Origin of the sequence: Streptomyces longispororuber (genome assembly GCF_024448165.1) — a bacterium.
Classification (GTDB): domain Bacteria; phylum Actinomycetota; class Actinomycetes; order Streptomycetales; family Streptomycetaceae; genus Streptomyces; species Streptomyces longispororuber_A.
In genome coordinates, this window is the sequence record NZ_JAMOLN010000169.1 from 1 (window position 1) to 24,334 (window position 24,334).

The following is a 24,334-nucleotide window of genomic DNA, read 5'->3' on the forward strand; positions in this document are numbered from 1 at the left end:
CAGCCACTTTCGGCAGGCGTGGGGTTGTCATGGCTTCCGGCTTTCCGGCCGGTGCATATTGCTCAATAGCATCGCAAACCCCCATGTCAGCCTTATCAGCTCTGCGCCGCCAGCAATGTCTCCACATGTACACGCACTGGAGAGGAGATGTCCAGCATTGTCCTGCTGGGATTCCTGGTGTCCGTGGTGCTCAAGTGGCTTCTGCGGTAATGCGATCTCTGTTCTCCCGTTCGATCCCATGGTGATCTCGTTCGTGCCGAGCCGTTCCAACTTGGCCAAAAACTGACTGAGGGAGCGGCATATTGCGGTCGACTGGCATTGTTCGACGGAGCGTCATAGCGGCCGCGATGGGTACGTACTCGGTGAAGACCAGGGGCAGTTGGGATCCACCCGGAACCTGGTGACGGACCCGGGCGTCATAACCATCGACGACCGTGCCCCATCCTCCCGTGGGGGAGGCGGCGAGAAATACGCGGGACGGCAAACGCCAGGCGTCGCCACCCCACGCCAGGCTTTTAAAGGACACAGCAAGCGCCCGGACTATAGGGGTTCCCCCTGCCTCGGGCCGACGGTTCAGGCTGAGGTCGGGCGCTCCAGCACGTACGCGCAGTGACTGATCGACACATGGTGTGATGTGGCCCACAGCGTTCTCTTCGGTCAACGGAAAGGAACGAGCGCTCATGCGCGAGATCCTCGGAAGGCGACGCAGGCTCCTGTCCAGGCGTGACAACGGGAAGTCTGACCTGCTCAGCGCGGCCCTCACGTTCGCGACAGCGTGGCAGTGGCCGGTACTGCCGGGCATAGGGCTCGAGGCGGGAGGCCGTCGTGACGGCGTCCGCTGTGCCTGCCCCGACCCGGAGTGCACGGTGCCCGGCGCGCACCCCTTCGACCCGGGGCTGCTCGCCGCGACGACCGACGAGCGCATGGTCCGCTGGTGGTGGACCAAGCGGCCGAGCGCGCCCGTCGTGCTCGCCACCGGTGCCCCGTCCGGGTCCTCCGGAGGGCGCGCGCCCTGCGCCGTGAGCCTGCCGGCCGTCGCCGGCGCCCGCGCGCTCGCCGCACTCGAGCGCGCCGACGTCCGTCTCGGCCCGGTCATCGCGAACCGGGAGCGACTGTTCATCCTCGTGGCGCCGTACTCCATGGAGCAGCTCGGCGAGCTCCTGTACGCGCAGGACTTCGTGCCCGGCTCGCTGCGCTTCCACGGTGAGGGCGGATACATCGCCCTGCCGCCGTCGGCGACGGGCGCGGGCCAGGTCCGCTGGGAGCGCGCGCCGCTGCCCGGTTCGTCGGCGCCCTGGGCGCCCGACGTGGAGGCCGTGGTCGACGCCGTCGTGGACGCCCTCACTCGTACGGGTGTGAGCGCGCCCGAGTTGTAGCGGTATCGGGCGCGCGGCGAGCCGTCGTGAGGGGTGTGCGCCGATATCTTCGGCGCATGCCTGCCGCGCCGCCCGCCTCGCGCCTCCGTCTGTTCGGACTCCTCGCCGTGGTGGTGCTCACCGCCGCGCTGCCGCTGGCGGGAGCCTCCGCGGGGCCTGTGGACGACGGGCCCGCGGTGCCGGTGAAGGCGGAGCGGGCCGAGGGCTCCGAGCGGACCGGGTCGGCGCCGGCGGGAGCGGCCGACAAGGTCGACGACGAACCCGCGACACCGGGGGCCCGGCGCTCCTCCCTCCTCGACAGCCTCGGCCTGGGGCTGGCCACCGCCGCTCAGTGCGGCCCCCAACTGGCCTCCCCGGACGGCATCGAGGCACAGACGTGTGTGCTCACCCAGGGGCGTGAGACCTGGGCGCGCACCTACTACCGCAATGCGACGGGCGCGGAAATGGGCGCCGTCCTGACCCTGATGGCGCCCGGCGGACGCACGGTGCAGATCAACTGTGCGCTGGGCGCCGAGGATGAGCCGGGGATGTGCGAGACCCCGCGGGAGCGGACCCGGGAGGAGCTCTCGCGGTACGCGGCGGTGGCGGAGTACGCGGCCGGGGCCCAGGCGCCGCTGCTGCTGCGCTCGGGGAGCAACTCGGCGCCGTCGCACGGGGGTTGAGGAGAACCGGTCCGGCCGCGGGCATGAAAGGGCCCGGTTGCTGGCGACGGGGGATGCACCAGCAACCGGGCTACTCGAACGGTAACAAGAGATCGGCAGTTTACAAATTCGATCTCTTCTATTCGGACATGGATTTACCTGCAACTACTGGGAGTTGTGACCGGAGTCACCCATTCCGAAGGGGCCCTCACCGTCCTGAGCGGCTGACCGGTCGGTCAGCCCGGGGTCCGCTGTGGGTCAGCTGAGCGTCACCTGTCGGTTGGTGAGCCCCCCGCGCGCGCGGCGCTCGTCCGCCGTCAGCGGTGCGTCCGTGGCCAGCGCGGAGGTGAGGCGCTCGGCGAACTCGGCGGCCGGCTTCTCGATGTCCGCCGCCTGTACGGAGCTCGGCAGGTCCCACACCGGCACGGTCAGGCCGTGCGCCCGGAACGAGCCCACCAGACGCGTGCCCTCGCCCAGCGACGAGGCGCCCGCCGCGTGCAGTCGCGCGAGCGCGTCGAGGAGCTTCTCCTCCGGGTGCGGCATGACCCACCGCAGGTGGTTCTTCTCCGGGGTCTCGCACCAGTAGGCGCTCTCCACGCCGGAGAGCTTGACGGTCGGGATCGCCGCGGCGTTGGCCCGCTCCAGGGAAGCGGCGACGTCACCCGACGCGTTCTCCGAGTCCGGGACCCAGAACTCGAAGCCCGTGTGCACGACCGGCTCGAAAGTGCCCTTCGGGTCGAGCACGTCCTGCAGGCGCGGACCGTCCGCGGGGGCGCGGCGGGCCTGCACCGGATTGCCCGGCTCCGCCTCCAGGGCGCGCTGCAGGGTGTCGGCCAGGTCGCGGCTGATGTCGCCGGACGGCGTGTCGTTCTGCAGGCCGAGGAGGACCGAGCCGTCCTCGCGGCGCAGCGCGGGCCACGCCATGGGCAGCACCGTGGCGAGGGTGACCGACGGGACGCCCTCCGGCAACCCGTCCTTCAGGGGCAGCTCGACGGTCGCGGCGGGCACGAGCTCACGCAGAGCGACCCAGTCGCCCTCGCCCGCGAGGCCCTCGAAGGGGCGCTGCACGAGCTCGGTCACCGCGTGCGCGGCGGCTCGGCCGTGGCAGGCCTTGTAGCGGCGGCCGCTGCCGCAGGGGCAGGGCTCACGCGCGCCGACGACCGGGACCTCTCCGTCGGTGACGTGCGGCTTGCCCTTGGGCTGGGGGCGCTTCTTGGCCATCTTGGGTGTCTCCCGGATACGGCTCTCGTACGTACGGGCGCGAGCCTAGCCGCTCGTACTGACAAGGGTGGGATTCGGCCCAAGTGGGCGGCCCACGAGCCTGATTCAGCCCAGGTCGTCGAAGGCGTCCGCGAAGTCCAGGCCCGCGAGGTCCGTGACCGCCGGCGCGCCGATGCGCGTGGCGAAGTCGTCCCGGCGGTGCGCGGCCGCCTCCGCGTGCACGTCCTTGTGCACGACCACCCAGACGGTGACCTCGCCGCGGGCGTCGTCCCGCACGCCCCAGTCGTCCGCGAGCGCCGTGATGATGTTGAGCCCGCGGCCGCCGTGCGCGGTGACCGACGGTGTGGCCGGAACCGGGCGGGTCGGGCCGCCGCCGTCCGTGACCTCGACCGTCAGGCAGCCGCGGTCGTCCACCCGCCACGCGGCCCGTACGTCCCCGTCGCCGGCCAAGTCCTCGCCGAGCGGCCTGCCGTGCCGGCAGGCATTGCTGAGCAGTTCGGAAAGGATCAGAACCGCATCGTCGATGACCGTCTCCGACACACCGCTGCTGCGTAGCTGCGCACGCATCCGGTGTCTTGCTTCGCCCACGCCCGCAGGGCCATGGGGTACGGCCATGCTCGACGACGCGGGCACCTCCTGTGCCACCACCAACGCCACCCCCGAGACCTCCTTTGCCCCACGCCACGGTGTGAATGCCCCAATGGACTGGACCGGAAACCGGCCAATCCACGCTCGGTGACGCACTCGTAACGATCGAATACGGACCGAACGCGCCGGTGCACTCCCTGTGACGACCTGGGTAAAGGTGACCGGATTCAGCCCCTGCCGAGTTGCCGCAGAACGGCCGCGGGGCGGTTGGTGATGATGGCGTCGACGCCGAGGCGGACGCAGAGGTCCACGTCCTCCGGCTCGTCCACCGTCCAGACGTGCACCTGGTGACCCGCGCGCGTGAGCTTCTCGATGTACCCGGGGTGGTTGCGCACGATCCGGATGCCGGGACCCGCGATCGGCACGCCCTTGGGGAGGCGGCCCTCGCGGTGGCGCGGCGAGACGAACTGCATCAGGTAGACCGTCGGCAGCGTCGGCGACGCCTCCTGTACGCGCAGCAAAGATCGCGCCGAAAAGCTCATCACCCGTACAGGAGAGGGCTCGTCCGGTACGGGGGCGTCCAGGCCGAACCGCTTGAGCAGGAGCAGCAGCCGCTCCTCGACCTGGCCCGCCCACCGCGTGGGGTGTTTCGTCTCGATGGCCAGCTCCACTCGGCGGCCCGCGTCGGCGACCAGTTCCAGGAGCCGCTCCAGGGTCAGCACCGAGGTGTCGGCCGCGCCGCCCGCCCAGTCCGGGCCCTCCTCCCGGTCCTTCCAGGAGCCGAAGTCGAGGGCGGCGAGATCCGCCAGTTCCAGGGCCGAGACCGCTCCGCGGCCGTTGGACGTACGGTTGACGCGACGGTCGTGCACGCAGACGAGGTGTCCGTCCGCCGTGAGCCGCACGTCGCATTCGAGGGCATCGGCACCGTCCTCGATCGCCTTCTTGTATGCGGCCAGTGTGTGCTCGGGGGCGTCCTGCGAGGCACCGCGGTGGGCGATGACCTGGATGCGTTGCTGTCGTGCGTGGGTCACCGCGTCATGGTGCCACCGCGGGGCGGGCCGACGAGAAAGTTCGGCCTAGCGGATGCGTCCGTTTCGCCCGGCATAAAGGATGGCCTCGGACGCACAGGAACGTCTTATGGTGCCCTGACGCCGCGTGGGAAAAGCTGACCGCGTACAACTGCACAACCGGACCGTGACAGGACCATGCCGGAACGAAGCGTGACGCGGGCCCCCCGGGGTCCGCTGTAGAGATCGAAGCGGATCGAAACAGCCCGAGGAAGATCGGGCGGTCATGCAGCCGAGTCGGCGACGACAGCCGTGGATCGAGGAGAGAAAGCTGTGAGCACCGAGAACGAGGGCACTGCGGTCCCCCCGGCACCGTCCGCACCTCCCGTGCCGGTGGACGCTCCCGCTGCTCCCGCACCGGCTCCGGCCGGGCCCGCGCCGTCGGCCCCCCAGGGCACCGGGTACGACACGGTGGCCCACGGAGGCGCGGCCGCGCACCAGAGTGCGCCCGGCGCGCACCCCGGTGAGCACGGGGCGCCCGGTTCCGCCGGGCCCGCCGGGCCCGCTCCGGCCGGCGAGTGGCCGCCCCCGCCGCCGCCGGCCGTGCCGGCGTACGCGTCGGGCGGTGGCGGCGGTTCGTCGTGGGGCGCCTCCTACCAGCAGCCGCAGCCCAAGCCCGGCGGCCGGCGCGGCGGTCTGGTCGGCGGCATCATCGCGGCCGCGCTGATCGCGGGCATCGTCGGCGGCGGCGTCGGCTACTGGGCGGCGGAGCGGAACGACGGCTCGGGCACCGGCTCGACGACGGTCTCCGCCTCGAACCCGGCCGACCTGAAGCGCGACCCGGGCACCGTCGCGGGCGTGGCCGCCAAGGCGCTGCCCAGCACGGTCACCATCGAGGCCGAGGGCAATGACGGGGAGGGTGGCACCGGTACCGGCTTCGTGTACGACAAGGAAGGCCACATCCTCACCAACAACCACGTGGTGGCGGAGGCCGTCGACGGCGGCAAGCTGTCGGCGACGTTCTCGAACGGCAAGAAGTACGACGCCGAGGTGATCGGCCACGCGCAGGGCTACGACGTCGCCGTCATCAAGCTCAAGAACGCGCCGAAGAACCTCCAGCCGCTCACCCTCGGCGACTCGGACAAGGTCGCCGTCGGCGACTCGACGATCGCGATCGGCGCGCCCTTCGGCCTGTCGAACACGGTGACCACCGGCATCATCTCGGCGAAGGACCGCCCGGTCGCCTCCAGCGACGGCTCGGGCAGCAGCAAGGCCTCGTACATGAGCGCCCTGCAGACCGACGCCTCGATCAACCCGGGCAACTCCGGCGGCCCGCTCCTCGACGGCAACGGGAACGTGATCGGCATCAACTCGGCCATCCAGTCCGCCTCCAGCGGCGGTCTGGGCGGCTCGGGCCAGGCCGGCTCGATCGGTCTCGGCTTCGCCATCCCGATCAACCAGGCCAAGACGGTCGCCCAGGAGCTGATCAGGACCGGCGAGCCCGTCTACCCGGTGATCGGTGCCTCGGTCTCCCTGGAGGAGGGCACCGGCGGCGCGAAGATCACCGAGCAGGGCGCGAGCGGCTCCGCGGCCGTCACGCCGAACGGTCCGGCGGCCAAGGCGGGCCTCAAGCCCGGCGACGTCATCACGAAGCTCGACGACACGGTGATCGACTCCGGCCCGACGCTGATCGGTCAGATCTGGACGCACAAGCCGGGCGACACGGTGAAGCTCACCTACACCCGCGACGGCAAGGAGCGCACGACCGAGGTGACGCTGGGCGAGCGCAAGGGCGACAGCTGACGGACCCCGCCGCCGAACCCGCTACCCTGGTCCCGCGCCATCGGATCGCAGCCGTACGGCTTCCGTGGCGCGGGGTGGGTTGCCCGAGCGGCCTAAGGGAACGGTCTTGAAAACCGTCGTGGCGCGAGTCACCGTGGGTTCAAATCCCACACCCACCGCGTAGCTGGTCAGACACTTGCAGGTCAGAAGGGGTGCCACTCTCCGGAGGGGCACCCCTTCTGCGTGCAGCCTTCCTCACCCTTCCTCGCCTCTACACCACCTCTGACCAGTGCTCGTGGGCCACACGTGGGCCAGGATCAGGAGGGCGTGCCCTCATCGAGCGCGCGGGAGATCAGGTCGTTGGAGTGCTCTTGCCCGCCCTTGAGGATCTTCGCGTAGAAGCGGTAAAGCACCGCGATGCTGTGGCCGGCCCGGGCGGCGACTTCCGCCGGGTCTACCCCGGATTTGATCCACAGGGATACGCCGGCATGACGCAACGAGTAAGGCACGGCCGCGAGATCGGACGTGATCTCACCTTGAGTCAGAACCTTCTTCCGGGCCTTCTCCCACATGTCGCAGTACTCGGTCGACGGGACCCTTCCGCCCCGGGAAGCCCGAAACAAGCGTCCGTCATCAGCAGTGCCGTAGCGGGTGATGTGCTCGCGGAGTAGGTGCACAAGGACGGGAGGGATCGGTACGGTCCGCGTCGCGCCGCGTTTCCGTCGCTTGAGTCCGCGGGTCTCGTAAGACGTGCCCTCGTCTGTCCACCCGCCGCCGACCTCCGGACGGCTCTCCCCGAGCAGAAGCTCGCCCCATTCCTTCACAGCTGCCGGGGTGTTGGGCGGCAGAGTGCAGTCCGACGCTTTCAGAGCGACGATCTCGCCCGGCCGCATCGACGCGTAGTACAGGCACCCAAAGAACGCGTGAAGGTGCTGGCCCCGGGGACCGGAATCGCGCACGGCTCCGAGAAGGGCCCGCGCTAGAACCGGATCTGGCACGTACCGGAAGTCAATCTCGTCATCGCTCTCGGGCGGCGTCCAGTCAACACGAGGAAGAGGGTTGGCGGACAGGAGGCCCTTCTCCTCCACCGTGTATCGCAGGACGTTGCTCAGCACCATGCGCTTGCGCCTGGCCGTGTTCTCGGCAGCCTTCCTACCGTCTAGGCGAAGCGACAGAGCCTCCAGAGCCGGACGAAGGAGCGCCGGGTCCTCCAGGGCCTTGACCTTGATGGAGTGAGTAGCGAGCCATTCCAAAGCTGAGCGAACGTCCTCCGGCGGTTCCTCTACCGTGTGCCGGGATACCCAGGGCCCCTCCGGAGAGCGGACGGCACGGAACGCCCACTGGTACAACGCGGTACGCAAGACTGCCTGCTTGGGGGCTCCTCTGCGGGTGGTGACGAGCGCAGGGGTGACGACGGCGAGCGATTCCGCGATGCTCGCGCGATGCTTTGCGGCAGCCTGCGGCCACTTCATAAGGACGTACGCCGTCGCGTGCTCGTACCAGGAGGGGGAGTTTCGGGCTGCCAACTCGCTTGCGGGGAGCCCCGTTTCCTCGTCGAACTGTTGCTGGTCACGAAGGGCGGCCATCAACTCCGCGCGCCGCCCGTCCGCCTGCGGCTTGAGCTTGAAACTCCGGGAGTGTGGGCGCTCACCAACACGCCAGCGCAGTTCCCACGGTTTCGGTCGGCCGGCGCGCTTGCGAATGGACCAGACGTCGACGTCGTACGTGAGCATCGCTCTCCAAACAGAAGGAGGGGCCCGCGCTCAGCGCGGGCCCCTGTGAAAGTGGGTGAACTAGGCGGCGGACTCTTCGCAGAGCTCCCACCACGCGTCCAGGTCAGCGCGGCTGACGCGGATCTGGCCGTTGGGGAGCTTGCGGATGCGAGGGGCCTTGCCGCGGGCGCGCATGCGGTCGAAGGCGGCGCGGCTCATGCCGATTTCGTCGAGGACTTCGGGGAGCTTGAGCATCTGGGGGCGAGCCATCGTTGCGTCTCCTCGTCTCTGGCCTTCTGGGAATCCGCAACATCCGCCACACCGCAACATTGCAGGTCAGCGGCTCGAATCTGTGGCGGATGCCGTTTCTGTTGCGGATAGGGGTCGCCACACGCCGGCGTGGAGACCCCCATCGGGTGTGGCTGGTCAGCCGACGCTGCGGAGGGTGCGTGTGTCGGATTCCGTGAGCATGTGGCGGGTCTCGGAGGGGTCTTCCGCCACAGATTCACCCCCGCTGACCTGCGATGTTGCGGCTGTGGCGGATGTTGCGGATTTCTGGGGGTCCGGGGGGCAGTAGCGGTTCCAGGCGTCCTGGAGGTCTTCCGCGTAGTAGCCCTTGGGCGTGGAACTGCCGACGCGGACTCCCTTGGGCTTGATGGGGGTGTCGTCGGGCTTCATGTACTGGCTCAGGAGGGTTGCCAGGCGGCGAGAGTTGAGGGGCTTGGCACTCTGTCCGTCCTCGCTCATGTCGTCCCAGGGGGAGTCGTCGAGGGAGAGGAGGACTTCGAGGATGGCGGCGGTGGGCATCCGGTCGGCGCCGCGGAAGACGCGGTCGCGTAGATCGGTCAGCAGTCGCACGCCGAGGGAGGCCTTGTCTCCGACGCTGGCGGCCTTGATGAGCGCGAGGCATGCCGCCCGCCCGCGCTCGGGCCAGTCTCCGCCGGCCGCGTCTGCGACCTGGAGCAGCGGCTCCCACACGTCGGCCGGCCGGTCGACGACGCCTTCGGGCATCTCGGGCCAGGCTTCCTCCACTTGATCGTGCAGGGTGGCTGTCCACTCCGCGAGCCGGTCCCGGAGGGCGTGGCCCTGCTTCTCGTGGAGGCGGCGCCGATAGGGCTCGCACTTCTCGTTGGGGGCCTTCTTGCGCATGCGGATGATGACCGAGCGGGTCAGGATCGTGTCCGGCAGCGACCCGAGTCCGGCCATCGCGACCGCGCAGAACGACGGGAGGAAACCCGCCTTCTGGTCGGAGCCGTCACCGAAGCAGCGCAGCGATGTGGCGCCGCGCCGGTAGCCGGAGTTGAGGAACCCGCGCACCTCTTCGTTCCCACCGGCCTTGGGGCCGAAGACGGTGTCGATCTCATCGAACAGAAGCGTCGGGGTGCCCTCATCGGCAGACACGAGCCGGAACAGCGCGTTCGCGGACGCGTTGACGGTGGTGGCCGCGCGCGGGGTGAGGGTCTCCACGATCTCCAGGGCGCGGGACTTGCCCGATCCCGGCTCCGGGGAGAGGAACGCCAGGCGGGCGGTGCCGTCGAGGGCGTCCATGAGGTGGGCGTGCGCGTCCCACAAGGTGACGGCGACGTAGGCGTGTTCGGTGGGGAACACGTTGAAGCGGCGGTGGAAGGCTTCCACCTCGTCGAGCAGCGCGGCGCCGTCGATCGGCGTGGCCGAGGTGTTGTCACTCATGCGGCGTTCCGCCTTTCCGGGAGGTTGTGCAGGGGGCACACGGTGCGGTGGTAGGCGTGGGCCTCGGTGAGTGCCCGGATCTCGCCCGGGCCACGGGCCGTGACGTCACGGCCGCACTCGCACCACGAACGCGCGGTCGGCGTGCGGCGGTAGGGCATCTTGAAGTCCAGCCCACCGATCACGCGTTGAGCGGGCCCCTGGTCGGCCTCGTGCTCGGTGAGGACGGTGAAGGGAAGGGCTGAAAGGACGCCTTCGGCGTCGTCCTTCGGCCGCACCATCGACAGGGGCGCGGGAGCCTTGGCGGCGGGCTCGTGGCCGGTCGTGGGTGGGTGAGGATCCAGTCCATGGCGCTGCGGATGGTGGTGGTGCACTCGGCGACGGACAGTCCCGTCGACTCCCCCGCCTCCTGGATTGCCTCCTCCACGGTGGAGCGGCTGATGTTCCCCCAGGCGACGAACCGGGCCACCTTGCACGTGCTCTCGTGCAGCGTGCTGTTGCGGCCCTTTCGATCCGGGCCGCCGCCCTCGGTCGCGGAGCGGATGACGGCACACTCGCGCTCCAAGGCCACCTGCGCGGCCCTGGTTCCGTCACGCACCGGCGTCATGGCCGAGCGCGGTTCGGGCTTGGGCGGCTCGGCGAGCAGGCCGGCGAGCCAGAGGGGCAGCGGCGCAACGGGAGATTCGTCGGTGACGGTGTAGGCGCCCTGGGGTGTGGTGCTGCCGGGGGCGACGACGTAGCCGCCCCACCCGCGGGTGTCGATCCGGGGCCCCAACCGGCCCGCTGTCGAGTGCAGCCGAGTACCGGTGGGTTGGGTGAAATACAGGTGGTGGCCCCCGCTGGGGGTCCGCACCTGATAGGTAGGCGGGAGCAGCATGCCGGCGCGCTCGCAGAGCGCTTGCAACGAAGTGGCGCCGTCAGGCGCTCCTTCTCGCTCTTCTGTCTTAGGCATGTCGAGGTCGACGACCAGCAGCCCAGAGGGGCCGGTCGCGATCCCGATGTTGTACGGCTGGCCGGTCCACGCCGCCACGATCAGATCGCGGTCGAGGGTGGCGCGTTGCTCGGGTTTGAGGTGGCCGTTCGTGCAGCGGCCGGTACCGGGGCAGTGCCGTTCGGCGTGGCCGGCGGGCCGCTTGTCCCCGGGCCGCAGCGGAAACACGTGCCAGCCGTGGGTGACGGGTTCCAGGGCCGCGGCGAGTAAGGCGAGGTTGCAGCCTCGCGGATGGGGGGCAGATTGCGTCATGCTGGAAGTCCTCCAGTTCCTGGTTGGGTACTGGCTGGCAAGGGCGGCCCCGCGACTTTGGCGAGACGAGGGGGTCGCCCTTGGCGCAGCTAGAACGGGGGCTCGTCGCTCTCCGACTTGCCAGCCGCGGCGCCGGTGTCCCAGGGGTTGTCACCGGCCGGCGGAGCGGACTTCGTGGGCCGTTTGGCGTTGATGGTCACGGTGGTGAAGCGGACGCTCGCGCCGATCTCGTCGATCTCCAGGACGAGCATTGAGCGGTTCTCACCCTGGTCGGTCTGCCAGTCGTGCTGACGGATCCGGCCGTGGGCGACGACCCGGGCGCCCTTGGTGAGCGAGTCCGCGGCGTGCTCGGCGAGCTGTCGCCATGCGGCGCAGCGGAAGAACGTCGCGGTGCCGTCCTTCCACTGGCTCGACTCGCGGTCGAAGACGCGCGGGGTGGCGGCGATGGTGAACTTGGCGAGTGCGGCGCCGCCCTCGGTGAACTTCAGCTCGGGGTCGGCGGTCAGGTTGCCGATCACGGTGATCGGGGTCTCTCCGAACGACATGGACTACTCGCTTTCGGTGTCGAGGTCGGTGTAGCCGAGGACGCCGGTCGCGCTGTGCGCGCGTTCCAACGCCGTGGTGAGGGAGCGGGCGAGGTCTTCGGCGTCGGTCAGGGCGTTGATGGCAGCGCTCACGTGGTGGTCGACGTCGCCGTGGGTGGCCATCACGTGGCCGGTGTCGGCGAGGGAGTCGAGCGCGTTGCCGGTGTGCTCGAACGCCTGCGGGAGGCGTTCGGCGAGGGCCTTGAACGCGGCGATCGCCCGGTACGCCTCGCCCGGATACGGCAAGGGGTGGGGGTTGTGGGTGGTGGCGTAGGTGGCGTGGTTGTACTTGCGGATCGCCTCGGCCGCTTCCTGGAGGTAGACGACCGGGTCAACGGGCCTGCGGGACATGACGATGGAGCCTCCTGCGGTCAGCCGTGGAAGGTGTTGTGGGTGCGGGAGAACGTCCCGCGGGTGTGGGTCGTCACGTGGGTGTTCTTGGTGACGGGGCCGGTGTAGATGTGCTTGGAGACGGAGCGTTTGGCGCGGGCGATGGCGGCGCCGATGGACAACGCGACGAACGCGACGCCGGAGAACAGGACGCCCATGCAGACGACGCCGGTCACGGACATGGAGGAGAACCCCTTCAGCACGAGCCAGACGCCGCAGCCGACGCCAGTGGTGCCGGCGCCGATCCCGAGGGAGGCAACCGCGGTCCCGGCCGCCCATGCGGGCACGATCCGGCGGTCGTCCTGGTGGACGGGTTCGGCCTGCCCGACCGCGGGGACGGGGGTGTCGTCGCGGAAGGAGGTGGGCATCGGCCGCGGCGGGGTGGGCCGGTAGATCTCGTCGATGATCCGGCGGGCCTCGGCGTTGGCTTCCGCGTCACTCATCCGCGGCGACCACTCAGGCGCCGTCTGGTCGTGGTCGTTCATGGGGGCCTCCGGGCGGGTTAGGAGATGTTGCGGGCGGCATCGGCGAGCGCGCCAAGGACTGCGCGGACGGCGTCGGCGGCGCCGGTGTCGGCGGTGAAGAAGCCGAAGAGGAACACCGCGATCGCGGTGAACGGGCCGACGTAGCGGCCGCGCATCAGAGCGAGGGTGAGGATGCCGAAGAGGGCGACGGCGGACAGGGTCACGAGCACGAGCGGCCTCCCGGAAGACGCGCGGCGGGCGGCACCACGTGAGTGGTGCCGCCCGCTGGGCAGTGACGGTGTGTGGTTGTACTGGGGTGTGGCTACTGGGTAGTGGGTAGTGGGGTCCCCAGTAGAAATGCGCCTGTTCATGGGCTCAGAGCCGCTAGTGGGGTGTTCTAGTGGGTAGTGGGGCGCGCCCCACTACCCACTACCCAGTAGCAGAACGTGACCGGTAGTCAGGCGTGGTCGGGGTGGACGTAGACCGAGTGCGGACCGTTGTCGCGGTAGACCAACTGCCCCCGCCCGACCGCATCCTGCAGAGCGGCGCGGACCGTCTTGCGGTCCTTGCCGACCAGGTCCGCGACCGCGGACGGCTTCATGCCCAGCGAGCCGGTGGACTCGATCGCGTCGATCACCTCGGCCAGCCACTCCGGGCCCTCGGCCGGCTCCGCGTCGCGGGCCGGCTGCTCGCCCTCGGTCTTGCGGAAGGCGGACAGGTTCAGTCCCGGACGCTCCGGCCGGTCTGGGCGCGGGGCCCGGTCGCGGTGCGGCTCGGGGGCGGTACCGAACGTGGCGTCGATCTGCTTGAGGAACTCCGCGGCGAGCGCGTCCTCCGCGCTGTGCTCCCCGCCCGCGGGGTTGTCGTCCTGCTCGCGCAGCGCGGTCAGGTTCAGGCCCCGCCGGGTACCGGGCTGCTCGACACCCGGCACCGCCGGGCCAGCGGCCGGCTCGGCGGTCGGGGCGCCGTCGCGCATCCAGGCGATGCGGTCCGCGTCCCAGCGGCGCGCATACGCCTCCCCGGCCGCCTTGGCGGACACGTCGTCCAGGCGCGGGTGCCGGTCGCTGGTGGCGTGCACGATGTCGCGGATCTGGTGGGGCTTGATCCGCCAGACCTTGAACAGCCCCACCGGCGATTCCGGGGTGCCCATGAACCCCGAGCCCTTGTACGGGGCCTGTTCGGGGCGCAGGCCGCGGGAGCCGGGGAACATCTTGGACAGGTCCATGCCCTCGGTCTCGCCGCCGGTGAGCGCGGCACGGACCTTGGCCTCCCGGCGGATCATCAGGTTGCCGAGCACAGAGCCGGTGGCACCGAGCGCGGTGAGCACGGTGCGCACGCCCATCGCGCGAGAGATCCGGATCACTTCGAGGATCTTCTCGGCGAGCTTGCGCATCCGGCGGTCGGTGCTGACCAGGATCTCCGCGCCCTCGTCGATGACCAGCTCGATCTGGGGAATGGACGGGCTGATCGGGAGGAGGTCGGTGTTCTCCCGGGCGAGCAGGTCCTGGTAGGCAACCTTGCGATAGCGGGCCACCGCGAGAGCCGTGTCGAGCATGAGCATCGCCTCCTCAAACGTGGAGGCGAGCCAGTCGATGCCGGGCCGCACCGGCCGCCCCGACCCGGCCGACTCCAGCGCCGGCAGCACCCACGGGAGGCCCGCGGATCCGGCGTTGAGGTCGATCACCCAGGGCAGCACGTCGGTGGCGCGGGCGAACCCGGCCAGGATGACGTGCACCATGTTCGTCTTGCCGGACCCGGTCGGGCCGACCACGAGGGCGCACTGCTCGCGCAGGTAGGTGAGGATCTCGTCGGCGTTGGACCGGTAGCCCCACGGGATCCCGGTGTGGATCGACAGCGGCTCATAGCCGGTGGGGTAGGTCGTCTCCTTCTCCAGGACGTTGACGGTGCCGACGTCGATCAGGGTGCGGCCCTGGTGGACCCCGGGACCGGCGGTCACCGTGCAGCCGTGCGGCAGCCGGGCATCGGCCGACAGCGCCGCCGACTTCTTCGCGATGGCGTCATAGACGGCGCCGCCGGGAAGCTCCGCGTCGAGGGTGAACCCGGTACCGGCCTCCCACCTCTCGATCCCCAGGATCCGCAGACGCAGCCCGCACACCCGCTCGATGCGCGTGGCCCATTCCTCGGCGATGGCGCGGCGTTCGGCGGACAACTCGGCGGTGATCTGGCGCTGTTCGGCCGCGAGGGCTTCCTCCTCGCGGGCCTCCTCGTACAGGTTCGTGGACCGGGTGACGGTGCCCATGGCGACCCCGATCGCGGCCAGCGAGCCGAGGGCTTCCCAGGTGAGCGGGCCGTGCGTCATGGCCCATGCCGTCCAGCCGCCGCCGATGAGCCACGAGGAGGCGCGGGCGGCGATGGTGCGCCCGGCGTTGCGCAGCCGGATGCCGGCCGCGGCGTGGCCCAGCGCACCGGCGCTGCCCACGGCGAGCGCCCAGCCGGGCGGCATGCCGGCGGCGGCGCCGCAGGTGGCTACCGCGAAGGCGCCGGTGGTGGCGGACAGGGCGCCGGTCACGGGTCCGTGACCGGCCGCCCAGTCCCACACCGGGCCCGTGCCCAAGTCCACCGCGGACTGCTCCTTGTTGGTCTTCTTGCTGGTCACGTTGGCTCCGGTGTGTGTGGCCATGGTCAGACGTTCCAGCCCTTCTCGGCCTCGGTGCCGTTGCGGGGGTCCTCGTGGCGGGCGATGTCGTGTTCATGGATCTCGCGGAACTTCGGACCCAGCTCGACCGCGGCGTCCACGGCGTTCAGCAGGGTCTGGTAGATGTCGTCGAACCCGTCCGCGACCTGCTTCTCGAAGGCGAACTCCGCATCCGAGCGCTCGGCGAGGATCAGGAACGTTTTCGCGACGCACTCCAGGGCCGCGGGGAGGTTGTCGATCATGTCGACGACCTCCATGTTTCCGTCGGGGGCGTAGGTAGCCGCGGCGTTCTGCATCTCGGATGCGGCCTCTTCGAACTTGAAACCGGACACGTTCTCGACCTCCTGCACGGTCGGGTAGTGGTGCGGAACCAGGTGGGTGGGCCGCTCGACGCGGTCCGCGATCTCGTCCTGCTGGCCGCGCGCGTCGGCGTCAGCCTGAGCTTCCTCGGCGGCGCGGGTCGCCTTGATGCGGGCGTCCCGCTCCGCGCGATTGGCGCGGGCCTTGGCCAGCAGCCGCTGGTACAGGCGCCGCCCGGGGTGCACGAGCCAGGGAAGGCGCAGCCGACGGCCGATCGGGCTGGTCACCATGCCGACCAGCCCCATCACGCCACCCACGGCGCCGGCGAGCAGCCGCTTGCCGAACATGCGGGCCGCGGACCGCCACAGCGCCCACCGGGCCTTCCTACGGGCCGGCGCCTTGCGCGCCGCATCCCGCTTCGTGGCGAGGGCCTGATCGGTGGCCCGGTCCTGCCGGGCGCGAGCCCGGTCGATCAGCGCCCGCGCCCCGGAGGCAGCCTTGCGGCCACCCCAGCCGGCCGCCCGCCGCAGCGGGCCCCGCCCGCCGTGCGCGTCGCGCTTGGCCTGCTTGGCGGCGGCCTTGGCGGCGCGGCGGGCATCGGCAACCGCCCTGCGGTCCTGCGTGCCCTGCGTGCGGGTCGCGGAACGGGTCGGCGTCTGCTGCCGGTTGGCGCCGCGCAGCGCACGGGCCTGCGACAGCCTCCCCGTACCTGCACCCGAGCGGTTCGCGCCGCCGGAGCGGGTGAGCCCGCCGAGCGACTTGGACGCGTTACCGCGACCATTCGGAGAGCGATGCTTGCCCAACCCCCGCCCTGCCCCGGCCCCAGTCCGGGAGCCGGTGCCGCGTCCGGACGTACGCGCACCGGTCAGGGAGTTGGTCCGGCCGCGGCCCCCGGCGCCGGACGTGCCGCGGTTGCCGCGGCTCGTGCCGGTGCCTGCGCGGTTGGTGCTGCGGCCTTGGTTGGCCAGCGTCCGGCCGCCGCGCCGCTGGTCGGGCCCGGCGGGCTTGCGGGTGTTGCGGTCGGAGGTGGTCGTGCGCAGGTCGCGGCCGGCGTCCTCAGCGGCCAGGCGCCGCGCCCGGACGAGCGCGGCGACGGTGCCGAGCAGGGCCATCCCGCCGGCCGCCGCGGCGGCGCCGACCGGCCCGGCAGCGAGCCCGCCCGCGCCGATCACGCTCGCGGTGGTGTTCGCGCTGCTCAATGCCAGCGGCAGCACCGGGTAGCCGCCCGGGGTGTGGTTGAGGTCGGGCGCCGTGTCCGGCTCGGGAGCGGGTGTCGGGATGGGTGTGGGGTCGGGGGGTGCCTCCGGTGTGGCCTGCGGGGCCACTACCGGTTCGGTACTGATGTCGGTCATGCTGAGCGCACTCCTTCCGGAGTGAGAAGCAGGGCCCGATCGCGCCGGTCAGAGGGAGGCGGTCGGGCCCTGCGCTTGGATGGGAGACGTGCAGGTCACAGCTCGTTCGGCTCGAACGACCAGACGATGACGGAGCCGCTCTGCCCCATCTCGCGCACCAGCCGCTCCCGCAGATACAGGAACGCGTCGTGGCGGGTGGAGTCCGGGCAGCCAAGGCCGACGGTGTGCGTGCCTTCGGCGGTCGCGCATTGCCCGTCCCGGCCCTGCAGGGTCAGCACGAAGTGGTACTGCCGCTCAACGGGCTCATGGGAGACGGGCACGGGCGAACTCCTCTCGGGCGGCTGGGTGTTCATGAGATGCGGTGGGCGGGGTGGGCGGCAGCGACCTCCTGCCAGCGGCGGTTCTCCGCGGCGTCCACGTTCTGCACCCGGACATGGAAGGTGCAGCCGTGGGCGGTGCAGCGGTGCAGTGTGCCGCCCGCCGCGTCCGCCACCTTCACCAGCAGCGACAGCGCCGAGGAGAACACCGCGAGCCCGCACGGCAGGACCAGGCCGAACGGCACCTGGTGGGTGTGGAGCTGGAAACTGATCGAACCGGCCACCGCGAGGGAGAACGCGAACGCGAGCACGTCGACGATGCGACGCCGGGAAGCGGACTGTGCCATGAGGAGAACTCCCAGATCAGAGAGGGGTTTTCAGGCAGCGCGCTGTTCCTCGGGGGCGGCGCAGGCACCGCACATGCCCAGCGAGGGCGGGATGATGTAGCCGGCGTCCTGCTCGCACTCGGGGCAGATACGGCGGGCGGCGTTGGCCTTGGCCAGCGCCGCCCTGCGGGCCGGCGTCATCGGCCGCACCGGTAGCGCGCGGTCGATGCGGTAGAGGTAGGCGACCAGCGGGCCGCGGCGCCGGCGTGGGCGTTCCAGCTGTGCGGCGACGTCCTGACCGCCGGGCCGCAGCCCCAGCGCGCGCAGTTGCCGGTAGGTGGCGTAGCCGTCCGGGGCGAGGTTCCAGCGGTAGACGGGCAGGGCGCCCATCACCGGCCCGCGATCGCGAGATCAGCGCCGGTGTGGTCGGGGTCGCGCAGGTCGGCGTAGCGGGACGACACCCAGCCCAGCGACCAGCCGCACAGCTCCACAGTGGAGCGCACCGACAGCCCCGCATCGAACGCGGCGGCCACGATCCGGCGTGCTTCGTCCTCGGGGAGCTTGGACTGTGCGGGCCCACGCCCCAGCAGCGCGGCGCGTTCACGCTCGATGCGCTCCTCGCGTTCACGCTGTTCACGAGCGACTGTCTGGGCGCGCTCGCGGACCTCGGCGTCGGCCCGCTCCCGGGCCTGGCGTTCAAGCTGCGCGCGCTCGTGTTCACGCTGTTCACGCTCGCGTTCACGGCGTTCACGGATCTCCCGCTCGGCGGCCGCCGCCCGCTCCCGCTCCTCGCGCTCCTCCCGGGCCCGGCGCTCCTCGCGCTCGCTCTGCTCACGGGCGAGGAGGGCTTCGTGGTCGCGCTGTTCACGGGCCAGCTGGGCGGCGTGCTCACGCTCCTCACGGGCGTCTTGGCGGGCTTGCTCGGCGCGTTCCCGGGCCTGCTGTTCGGCCCGCTCCCGCTCCGTCCGCTGCTCCGTCTCCAGCGTCTTCTTCGCGGCGGCCAGCGCGCGCCGGTAGGCGAGGCTGGTCTCCGCGGTGACGATGAGCAGGAGCGGGGCCACGGAGTGGATGGCCACGCCGACCAGGTCCTTCTTCAGGGCGGAGTCGGCGATGTTCAGGGCCCAGGTCATCATCCCGGTCATCCACCGCAGGGCCAGCGGCCAGCGTCCGCCATGCCCGCCGAGTCGGGCCAGCACGTCATCGAGCTTGACCACGATGACCACCGCCGCATCCACCACCAACGGCAGAATCGGCGCCGTCCACACCCACTCACGCGCGGTGTGGTCGGCCATCAACGGCGTGACGGTGAGGATCGAGTAGAGCATCGCCCCGCACACGATCAACCACGTGCCACCCGACAACGCGCGCTCGGCTGAACGCGTCTGAACACTGTTCACGCCGCGCCCCCCATCGGCTCCGCAGCCGGCATGTACGCGCGCCGGAATCCCTGGGAGGCGGCGCGGTAGATGAACGGCTCGCACGACCACATGCACGCGCGCGACGAGCGTTCACCGAGCGGCGTCCAGACGTGATCCGCAGGCAGGCCGTGCACGCTCGTATCGGCGTGCGCTGCCTCGCGGGAGCGGTAGATCGTGTGCGGCTCCCCGTAGTGCAGCAGCACCGTGATCGCCTGACCCTCTACCGGGTCTGCCGCCAACTGCTCGCGCAGCCGGCGAATCTCCATGTCCTTCAGGAGCAGTTCCTCCTGCGCGGCAGCCAGCTCACCGACCGCGTGGGCCAGGAACCGCTCCGTCTCGGCGGTGGCGGCCTCGGCCCGCTCCGCGCGGCCGGTCACGGCGTACAGCTCCCGCACGTGCCGCCCGAACGCCTCGTTCGCCGCCTCGCTGGTCTGCCGGGCGTGCTCATAGGCGGCGCGGGCATCGGCCTTGGTCTGCTCGATGCGGGACGCGGTGACGAGGCGGATCATGCGGCGTCACCCTCTCGAACCTCGCCGAGTCGGTTGGCGACCTCGACGCGGGCGGCGAGGACCTTGTTCGCGGCCCGCCGCCGGCGACGCACGTCCAGCGGCGTCACCGGCCGGTCCAGCAGTGCGATCTGCACGTCCAGCAATTCGAGTTCGGCGTCGATGAGCGGCGCTTCCAGCTCGATGGCGTCCAGCTCCGCATTCGTGGGCTCCATGAACGGCTCGAACGCGGTAACAGCATCCTGAACAGTCACGATGTGGTTCATGGGTCGTGTCTCCCTAGCAGTAGGCAACGGCCCGAACAGAGCCCCCGGAGTAGCCGCTCCGGGGGCTCACGCCGTTGAAGAAGTGGGTTGGTGGTGCGTGCCCTGGCCTGCGTTCGAGGCGTAGGCCCGGGATCGGCCGGGCCAGGACTGTGAGTGCGCGACCGGTGGCCGCACGTCCGCCTTTTCGACTCGGGGAGGCGGGGCCCACCTATTCAGTTCTCAAGCGAACGGACACTCCCGGCAGGCTCGGTAACCCCGGAGGGCTCCCGTTCGCGAGGAACGGGACCTGTCGGCGCGTTCTTGCAGGTCAAGCATTTTCGAGCTAAGCGACCTAGGTCGCTTGCCGATGACGAGAAAGCTACCTAGGTCGCTTTGGGTCGTCAAGTGGTTACGCAACCTGATTGGAAACGACCTAGGTCAAGTACGCTTTCGGGGTGGACTCACAGCCGAAGAGGAAGCTCAACGCCCGCGAGATCGCAGCGAGGATCAGAGACGAAATCGCCGCCGGGACGTTCGGCCCCGGGGACCGACTTCCCGGTGCTCGGGCCTACGCCAAGAAGCTCGGCGTAGCCCTGATGACCGTGCAGAACGCCTACACGCAGCTCCAGGAAGAGGGGCTGGTGGAAGGTCGCACGGGCAGTGGCACCTACGTTCGTGACCCTGCCCCTGGCGAGCAGGCGCCCCGCGAGGCTGCCCTGCGCCTGACCGAACTGCAAGCCGAGGTCGCGCGCGTCTCGACCGAACTGTCCGGCCTTGTCGAGCGCGTCAAGCGGCTTGAGGCCGTCGCGGGCTCCACCGAGGGGGAGTCTGGCGCCTAGCGTCTCTCGCGGTGCGTTCGTCGTCATGCCTTAAGCGTGTCCCGGTGAACGCTCCGGGAGTACGTACTCCCGCCGCCCCTGCACCGAACTAATCCGAACTTTGGCTGTTTGACGGGGTGTTGGCGCAACGTCAGGGACTGCAAGACTGGCTGCATGGCTGAACTCAACGGCAAGCCCGTCACTCTGGACGAACTCGAAGCTCTCGCCCTCACGAACTACGGACACTTCACGTCCATGCGCATGGAGGACGGCACGATCCGCGGTCTGTCGCTCCACATGGACCGCTTGGTGCGAGACTGTCGACTCGTCTTCGGCGTCGAACTGGACCGTGAGCAAACCCTGAACTACATCCGCAAGGCGGTTAAGGGCGTTGAGGGCGTCGCAGGACTCCGCGTCACGGTCTATGACCCTGCGATCGACATGGGCCGTCCGAGCGACGCCAAGGACCCTCACGTTCTGGTGAACCTGCGGCCGGCGGGCGCCATGCCCCCGCCCCCGCTCGCGGCCAAGTCCTTCACCTTCACCCGGGACAGCGCGGCCGTGAAGCACATCGGACTCCACTCGCAACTCCGGATTCGCCGTGAGGCTCAGCGCGCCGGATTCGACGACGCGGTGTTCGTCGAACCGGACGGCCATGTCTCCGAGGGCGGCACCTGGAATCTCGGATTCGTCGACCAGGACGGCACGGTCATTTGGCCGGACGCTCCCGTTCTACCCGGCACGACGATGCTTCTGCTTCAGAGCCTTGACGCCCCCAAGCAGGTCACGGCCCCGGTACAGCTTGCCGACGTCCCGAACATGGCGGCGGCCTTTGCCACGAACACCTCGATCGGCGTGCGCTCGTTGAGCGCGCTTGATGACGTGCAGTTCCCCAAGGACCACCCCGTGCTCGCCGCACTGCGTGAGGGGTACGCCGGAATTCCCGGCGACCGCCTGTAACGCGTGCACGCCGCCCCTGGCAGGAGCGGCGATTCACGACAGAGGTAGCCCATGCCACTCGTTACGAAATGGACCGGACGTGAAGTTAAGGCACTGCGTGAAGCCGTACGCATGAGCCTCATGGAGTTCGCCGAAAAGCTCGGGGTGTCCGATCGCATCGTCTCCCGGTGGGAGGCAGACAGCGAGCAAGCCACCTTGCGCATGGTGAACCAAGCGGCTCTTGACACATTGCTCGCCAAGGCCGACCAAGATGCTCAGGGCCGTTTCGTGGGCATTCTGGCGGCGGATGACATTCCTACCCAAGCCATCATCGAGCCGGGTGAGGATCAGACGAGCAGCGGCGAGTACGTCAAGCATCCTGGAGACGGGAGGCTTATGGCGCATATCCCGGAAGGAATCTTCCTGTCGGGAGAGGATGACGATCCGGTGTGGGTGGATGACTTCTACATCGACACCTTTCCGACCACTAACGCCGACTACGCGAGGTTCTGCGCGGCGACGCGGCACCCGGTCCCCGAGCACTGGGAGAACGGCCGATGCCCCCGAGAGCTGTATGACCACCCCGTTGTGCATGTGACATGGCGTGACGCGAGCGCGTACGCGACTTGGGCGGGGAAGTCGCTGCCGGCAGCCGAGCAGTGGGAGAAAGCGGCACGCGGCACATCCGGCCGCACCTTCCCGTGGGGCGACCAGAAGACTGCGGCGAAGTGCAATGTCCGCGAGACCGGTGTGGAGGTCACGACGTCGGTCTCTCGGTATCACAGCGGCGTTTCGCCCTACGGCGTCTACGACATGGTGGGCAACGTCTGGGAATGGCTCGCGACGCCGACCACGCCAGGGCGATTCGAACTCCGCGGCAGTGCTTTCACTAGCCCCCTTTTCCGGGGACTGCCAGCCATTCCCAACGACGCCAACGAGACTATGCAAGACGACGACACAGGGTTCCGTTGTGTCGCGGACCAGATCGGATGAAGAAGTGGAGGCAGAGGATATTGCTGCCGTGCAGCTTCATGAAACTTCATGTCCACGCATGATGGTTCGGTGAGACGCTTACCCATCTCGGCTGGATAGGCCATCATGTCCAATTGCCGTGGAGCAGCGAGATACAAATCGATAATGCATTGCTGCCGCATCCCCACTTGCTCTGAAGGTTGCCTCCAATTTCTCTAGCGGTGGGAGGTTATCTTGGAAGCAAAAGTTGGCTGCCATGAGGGTCACATCCCTGTAGAGCTTGCTAACGGCCTCGTCTAGCGAGGATGCCGCATCGCGTACTGTGGATGGACCCTCAATATCGATCTGGCTCCGTGAATGGGCCAGTTCATCATTGAGAACTTGCACCTGTTCTAGGCTGGCCTGCATGTCTGCTCTACGTTCTTCTACGTATTCTGTCGGTGCGTTATCGAACTCTTCTATCGTTACGAAGCTATTGATCTCAACAGTAATGTCGAGTAAGCGTCGGCGGAGTCTGCCTGTCGCTTCGGCGTGGGAGACATACGTGGCCTTCCGAGGCTCACGGATTATTCTGGCGTGCTCGGCACGTAGTTGAAGTTTGGTTTGAGACCGGTTGATCAGGGCGACGGTAATGCCGGCGCCCGTGGTTCCAAGCGCTCCTACGGCAGCGCCAAGCACAGCTGCGAGTCCTGCGTCCATGGCAGGTCAGTGTGCTGGATCCTTGGCTAGCAGGGGATGGCTTCGCCGAGATCCCAACCCGGCCGATTAGCCAACACTATGCGGGACTTGCGCTCACCGTCGCGCGGCGGGGCGGATTCAGCAGCCCATGGGCCATGTGTGGGCCAAGGGCCCCGTCCGAGGAGCCATCGTGGCCGCTGAACAGGCCTTTCGTAGCGTCCGCTTGCCGGTCTTGAAAACCGTCGTGGCGCGAGTCACCGTGGGTTCAAATCCCACACCCACCGCGTAGTCGAACGGCCCCGACCAGCCTTCTGGTCGGGGCCGTTCGCGTGTCTGCGTGTCCGCGTCTCCGCGTCTCCGTAGGTGGCCACACGGGAGCGGCTGCCTACGGAGGAGGCGCGGTCGGCGCGGGCCTACGTCTGCGACGTCATGCGGGCCGCCGACGCGATCGTCGACCGGGCCTCGCGCTCGGTCAGGCCGGTGCGGATCGCGGCGTCCGTCAGCTCGTCGGCGAGGCTCTCGCCGATGCCGCTCTCGTAGGCGCGGCAAGCCGCCCAGAAGAGGCGGGTGTTGCGCTGCCCCTCGTGGGCGCCCAGGACGAACTGGACGAGCCCCGAGCCGTGTTGACCGGGCCGGTCGGAGACGGGGTGGTGCGGGCGCGGCGGGGGTGTGAGCAGCCGCAGGAGCGCCGGGGGGCAGGGGGCGGGCGCGAGGCCCGCGGTGCCGGGCACCGTGCTGTAGACGCCGTGCTCGGTGCGCGACCCGGGTCCCACCAGGTAGCCGCCCGCGCCGCGGATGTCGATGCCGGGGGCGAGCCGGCCCGCGGAGTTGGGCACCACGACGTCCGGCGGTCCGGACAGCCACACATGCCGGCCGCCGCTCGGCGTGGCCACGACCACCGTGTCCGGGATCGTGAAGAGGTGCCGTAAGGCCAGCTCGCGCAGCGAGGCGGAGGAGTCCGTACCGGACTTGGTGTCGAGGTCGATGCCGATGAGGTGGTGCGGCGGGAGGCCGCACGCGATGCCGTACCCGGTCGCCCTGGGCGCGGCGGCGAACAGCGCGCGGATGCGGCGCGGATCGGTCGTCGCGTCGTACACGCCGTGACCGGGGAGT

26 protein-coding genes and 1 tRNA gene are annotated in these 24,334 nt (G+C 69.8%); 7 read left to right on the forward strand and 20 right to left on the reverse strand.

What is annotated here, in order from left to right:
* Positions 1–680: 680 nt before the first annotated feature.
* Positions 681–1,376 (forward strand): bifunctional DNA primase/polymerase, encoded by a 696-nt coding sequence (locus tag M4J07_RS35255; protein ID WP_255978864.1) that lies wholly within the window; start codon positions 681–683, stop codon positions 1,374–1,376.
* A 56-nt stretch (positions 1,377–1,432) separates the two neighbouring features.
* A complete protein-coding gene (locus tag M4J07_RS35260; RefSeq protein WP_255978866.1) occupies positions 1,433–2,038 on the forward strand; it encodes a hypothetical protein in 606 nt (201 codons plus the stop codon).
* Positions 2,039–2,275: 237 nt separating this feature from the next.
* Here the strand turns inward: M4J07_RS35260 and M4J07_RS35265 are convergent, their stop codons facing one another.
* From M4J07_RS35265 to M4J07_RS35275, 3 genes are all read right to left on the reverse strand, one after another.
* A complete protein-coding gene (locus tag M4J07_RS35265; RefSeq protein WP_255978868.1) occupies positions 2,276–3,238 on the reverse strand; it encodes a DUF5926 family protein in 963 nt (320 codons plus the stop codon).
* 105 nt (positions 3,239–3,343) lie between these two features.
* Positions 3,344–3,982 carry an ATP-binding protein gene (locus M4J07_RS35270; protein WP_255978870.1) on the reverse strand — a complete coding sequence of 213 codons (639 nt, stop codon included), beginning with the start codon at positions 3,980–3,982 and terminating at the stop codon, positions 3,344–3,346.
* Between the two features lie 71 nt (positions 3,983–4,053).
* Positions 4,054–4,857: a glycerophosphodiester phosphodiesterase gene (locus M4J07_RS35275; protein WP_255978872.1), complete on the reverse strand. Its 804-nt coding sequence runs from the start codon at positions 4,855–4,857 to the stop codon at positions 4,054–4,056.
* A 309-nt stretch (positions 4,858–5,166) separates the two neighbouring features.
* Here M4J07_RS35275 and M4J07_RS35280 point away from each other — a divergent pair, with 309 nt between their 5' ends.
* A complete protein-coding gene (locus tag M4J07_RS35280) occupies positions 5,167–6,636 on the forward strand; it encodes a S1C family serine protease (protein ID WP_255978874.1) in 1,470 nt (489 codons plus the stop codon).
* A 73-nt stretch (positions 6,637–6,709) separates the two neighbouring features.
* Positions 6,710–6,794: transfer RNA gene (locus M4J07_RS35285), tRNA-Ser, on the forward strand.
* Positions 6,795–6,932: 138 nt separating this feature from the next.
* Here M4J07_RS35285 and M4J07_RS35290 read toward each other — a convergent pair.
* The 16 genes from M4J07_RS35290 to M4J07_RS35365 all read right to left on the reverse strand — a co-directional run bounded on the left by M4J07_RS35290 (position 6,933) and on the right by M4J07_RS35365 (position 19,835).
* Entirely contained in the window at positions 6,933–8,348 is a 1,416-nt protein-coding gene (locus M4J07_RS35290) for a tyrosine-type recombinase/integrase (protein ID WP_255978876.1), read from the reverse strand.
* A 60-nt stretch (positions 8,349–8,408) separates the two neighbouring features.
* Entirely contained in the window at positions 8,409–8,597 is a 189-nt protein-coding gene (locus M4J07_RS35295; RefSeq protein WP_255978878.1) for a helix-turn-helix transcriptional regulator, read from the reverse strand.
* A 156-nt stretch (positions 8,598–8,753) separates the two neighbouring features.
* Entirely contained in the window at positions 8,754–10,016 is a 1,263-nt protein-coding gene (locus M4J07_RS35300) for a DUF3631 domain-containing protein (protein WP_255978880.1), read from the reverse strand.
* Between the two features lie 178 nt (positions 10,017–10,194).
* The gene (locus tag M4J07_RS35305) at positions 10,195–11,256 is read right to left on the reverse strand and encodes a bifunctional DNA primase/polymerase (protein WP_255978882.1); all 1,062 of its coding nucleotides are present in this window, start codon (positions 11,254–11,256) and stop codon (positions 10,195–10,197) included.
* An 89-nt stretch (positions 11,257–11,345) separates the two neighbouring features.
* Positions 11,346–11,801 (reverse strand): single-stranded DNA-binding protein, encoded by a 456-nt coding sequence (gene ssb, locus M4J07_RS35310; RefSeq protein ID WP_255978884.1) that lies wholly within the window; start codon positions 11,799–11,801, stop codon positions 11,346–11,348.
* Positions 11,802–11,804: 3 nt separating this feature from the next.
* Entirely contained in the window at positions 11,805–12,191 is a 387-nt protein-coding gene (locus M4J07_RS35315) for a hypothetical protein (protein WP_255978886.1), read from the reverse strand.
* A 20-nt stretch (positions 12,192–12,211) separates the two neighbouring features.
* The gene (locus tag M4J07_RS35320; protein WP_255978888.1) at positions 12,212–12,715 is read right to left on the reverse strand and encodes a hypothetical protein; all 504 of its coding nucleotides are present in this window, start codon (positions 12,713–12,715) and stop codon (positions 12,212–12,214) included.
* Between the two features lie 17 nt (positions 12,716–12,732).
* Positions 12,733–12,924, reverse strand: a complete 192-nt coding sequence (locus M4J07_RS35325; protein ID WP_255978890.1) for a hypothetical protein — start codon at positions 12,922–12,924, stop codon at positions 12,733–12,735.
* A gap of 227 nt (positions 12,925–13,151) precedes the next feature.
* Positions 13,152–15,335 carry a hypothetical protein gene (locus tag M4J07_RS35330; protein WP_255978892.1) on the reverse strand — a complete coding sequence of 728 codons (2,184 nt, stop codon included), beginning with the start codon at positions 15,333–15,335 and terminating at the stop codon, positions 13,152–13,154.
* A gap of 2 nt (positions 15,336–15,337) precedes the next feature.
* On the reverse strand, positions 15,338–17,002 hold the full coding sequence (locus M4J07_RS35335) for a hypothetical protein (RefSeq protein WP_255978894.1): 1,665 nt from the start codon (positions 17,000–17,002) through the stop codon (positions 15,338–15,340).
* A 95-nt stretch (positions 17,003–17,097) separates the two neighbouring features.
* A complete protein-coding gene (locus tag M4J07_RS35340; RefSeq protein ID WP_255978896.1) occupies positions 17,098–17,322 on the reverse strand; it encodes a hypothetical protein in 225 nt (74 codons plus the stop codon).
* Between the two features lie 29 nt (positions 17,323–17,351).
* On the reverse strand, positions 17,352–17,666 hold the full coding sequence (locus tag M4J07_RS35345) for a hypothetical protein (RefSeq protein WP_255978898.1): 315 nt from the start codon (positions 17,664–17,666) through the stop codon (positions 17,352–17,354).
* Between the two features lie 30 nt (positions 17,667–17,696).
* The gene (locus M4J07_RS35350; RefSeq protein ID WP_255978900.1) at positions 17,697–18,035 is read right to left on the reverse strand and encodes an RRQRL motif-containing zinc-binding protein; all 339 of its coding nucleotides are present in this window, start codon (positions 18,033–18,035) and stop codon (positions 17,697–17,699) included.
* Positions 18,035–19,042 carry a DUF2637 domain-containing protein gene (locus tag M4J07_RS35355; protein WP_255978902.1) on the reverse strand — a complete coding sequence of 336 codons (1,008 nt, stop codon included), beginning with the start codon at positions 19,040–19,042 and terminating at the stop codon, positions 18,035–18,037. The genes M4J07_RS35350 and M4J07_RS35355 overlap by 1 nt, the downstream gene beginning before the upstream one ends.
* Positions 19,039–19,572 carry a hypothetical protein gene (locus tag M4J07_RS35360; RefSeq protein ID WP_255978904.1) on the reverse strand — a complete coding sequence of 178 codons (534 nt, stop codon included), beginning with the start codon at positions 19,570–19,572 and terminating at the stop codon, positions 19,039–19,041. Before M4J07_RS35360 ends, M4J07_RS35355 begins: the two co-directional genes overlap by 4 nt.
* Positions 19,569–19,835: a DUF6284 family protein gene (locus tag M4J07_RS35365; RefSeq protein ID WP_255978906.1), complete on the reverse strand. Its 267-nt coding sequence runs from the start codon at positions 19,833–19,835 to the stop codon at positions 19,569–19,571. Before M4J07_RS35365 ends, M4J07_RS35360 begins: the two co-directional genes overlap by 4 nt.
* 434 nt (positions 19,836–20,269) lie before the next feature.
* Between M4J07_RS35365 and M4J07_RS35370 the strand changes: the two genes are divergently transcribed.
* The 3 genes from M4J07_RS35370 (at position 20,270) to M4J07_RS35380 (ending at position 22,564) form a co-directional block, all read left to right on the forward strand.
* Positions 20,270–20,653 carry a GntR family transcriptional regulator gene (locus M4J07_RS35370; RefSeq protein ID WP_255978908.1) on the forward strand — a complete coding sequence of 128 codons (384 nt, stop codon included), beginning with the start codon at positions 20,270–20,272 and terminating at the stop codon, positions 20,651–20,653.
* A gap of 153 nt (positions 20,654–20,806) precedes the next feature.
* Positions 20,807–21,592 (forward strand): aminotransferase class IV family protein, encoded by a 786-nt coding sequence (locus tag M4J07_RS35375; protein WP_255978910.1) that lies wholly within the window; start codon positions 20,807–20,809, stop codon positions 21,590–21,592.
* 51 nt (positions 21,593–21,643) lie between these two features.
* Positions 21,644–22,564: an SUMF1/EgtB/PvdO family nonheme iron enzyme gene (locus tag M4J07_RS35380; protein WP_374215141.1), complete on the forward strand. Its 921-nt coding sequence runs from the start codon at positions 21,644–21,646 to the stop codon at positions 22,562–22,564.
* A 1,070-nt stretch (positions 22,565–23,634) separates the two neighbouring features.
* Here M4J07_RS35380 and M4J07_RS35385 read toward each other — a convergent pair.
* A partial coding sequence (locus M4J07_RS35385) for a bifunctional DNA primase/polymerase (protein WP_255978914.1) occupies positions 23,635–24,334 on the reverse strand: 700 nt, incomplete at its 5' end.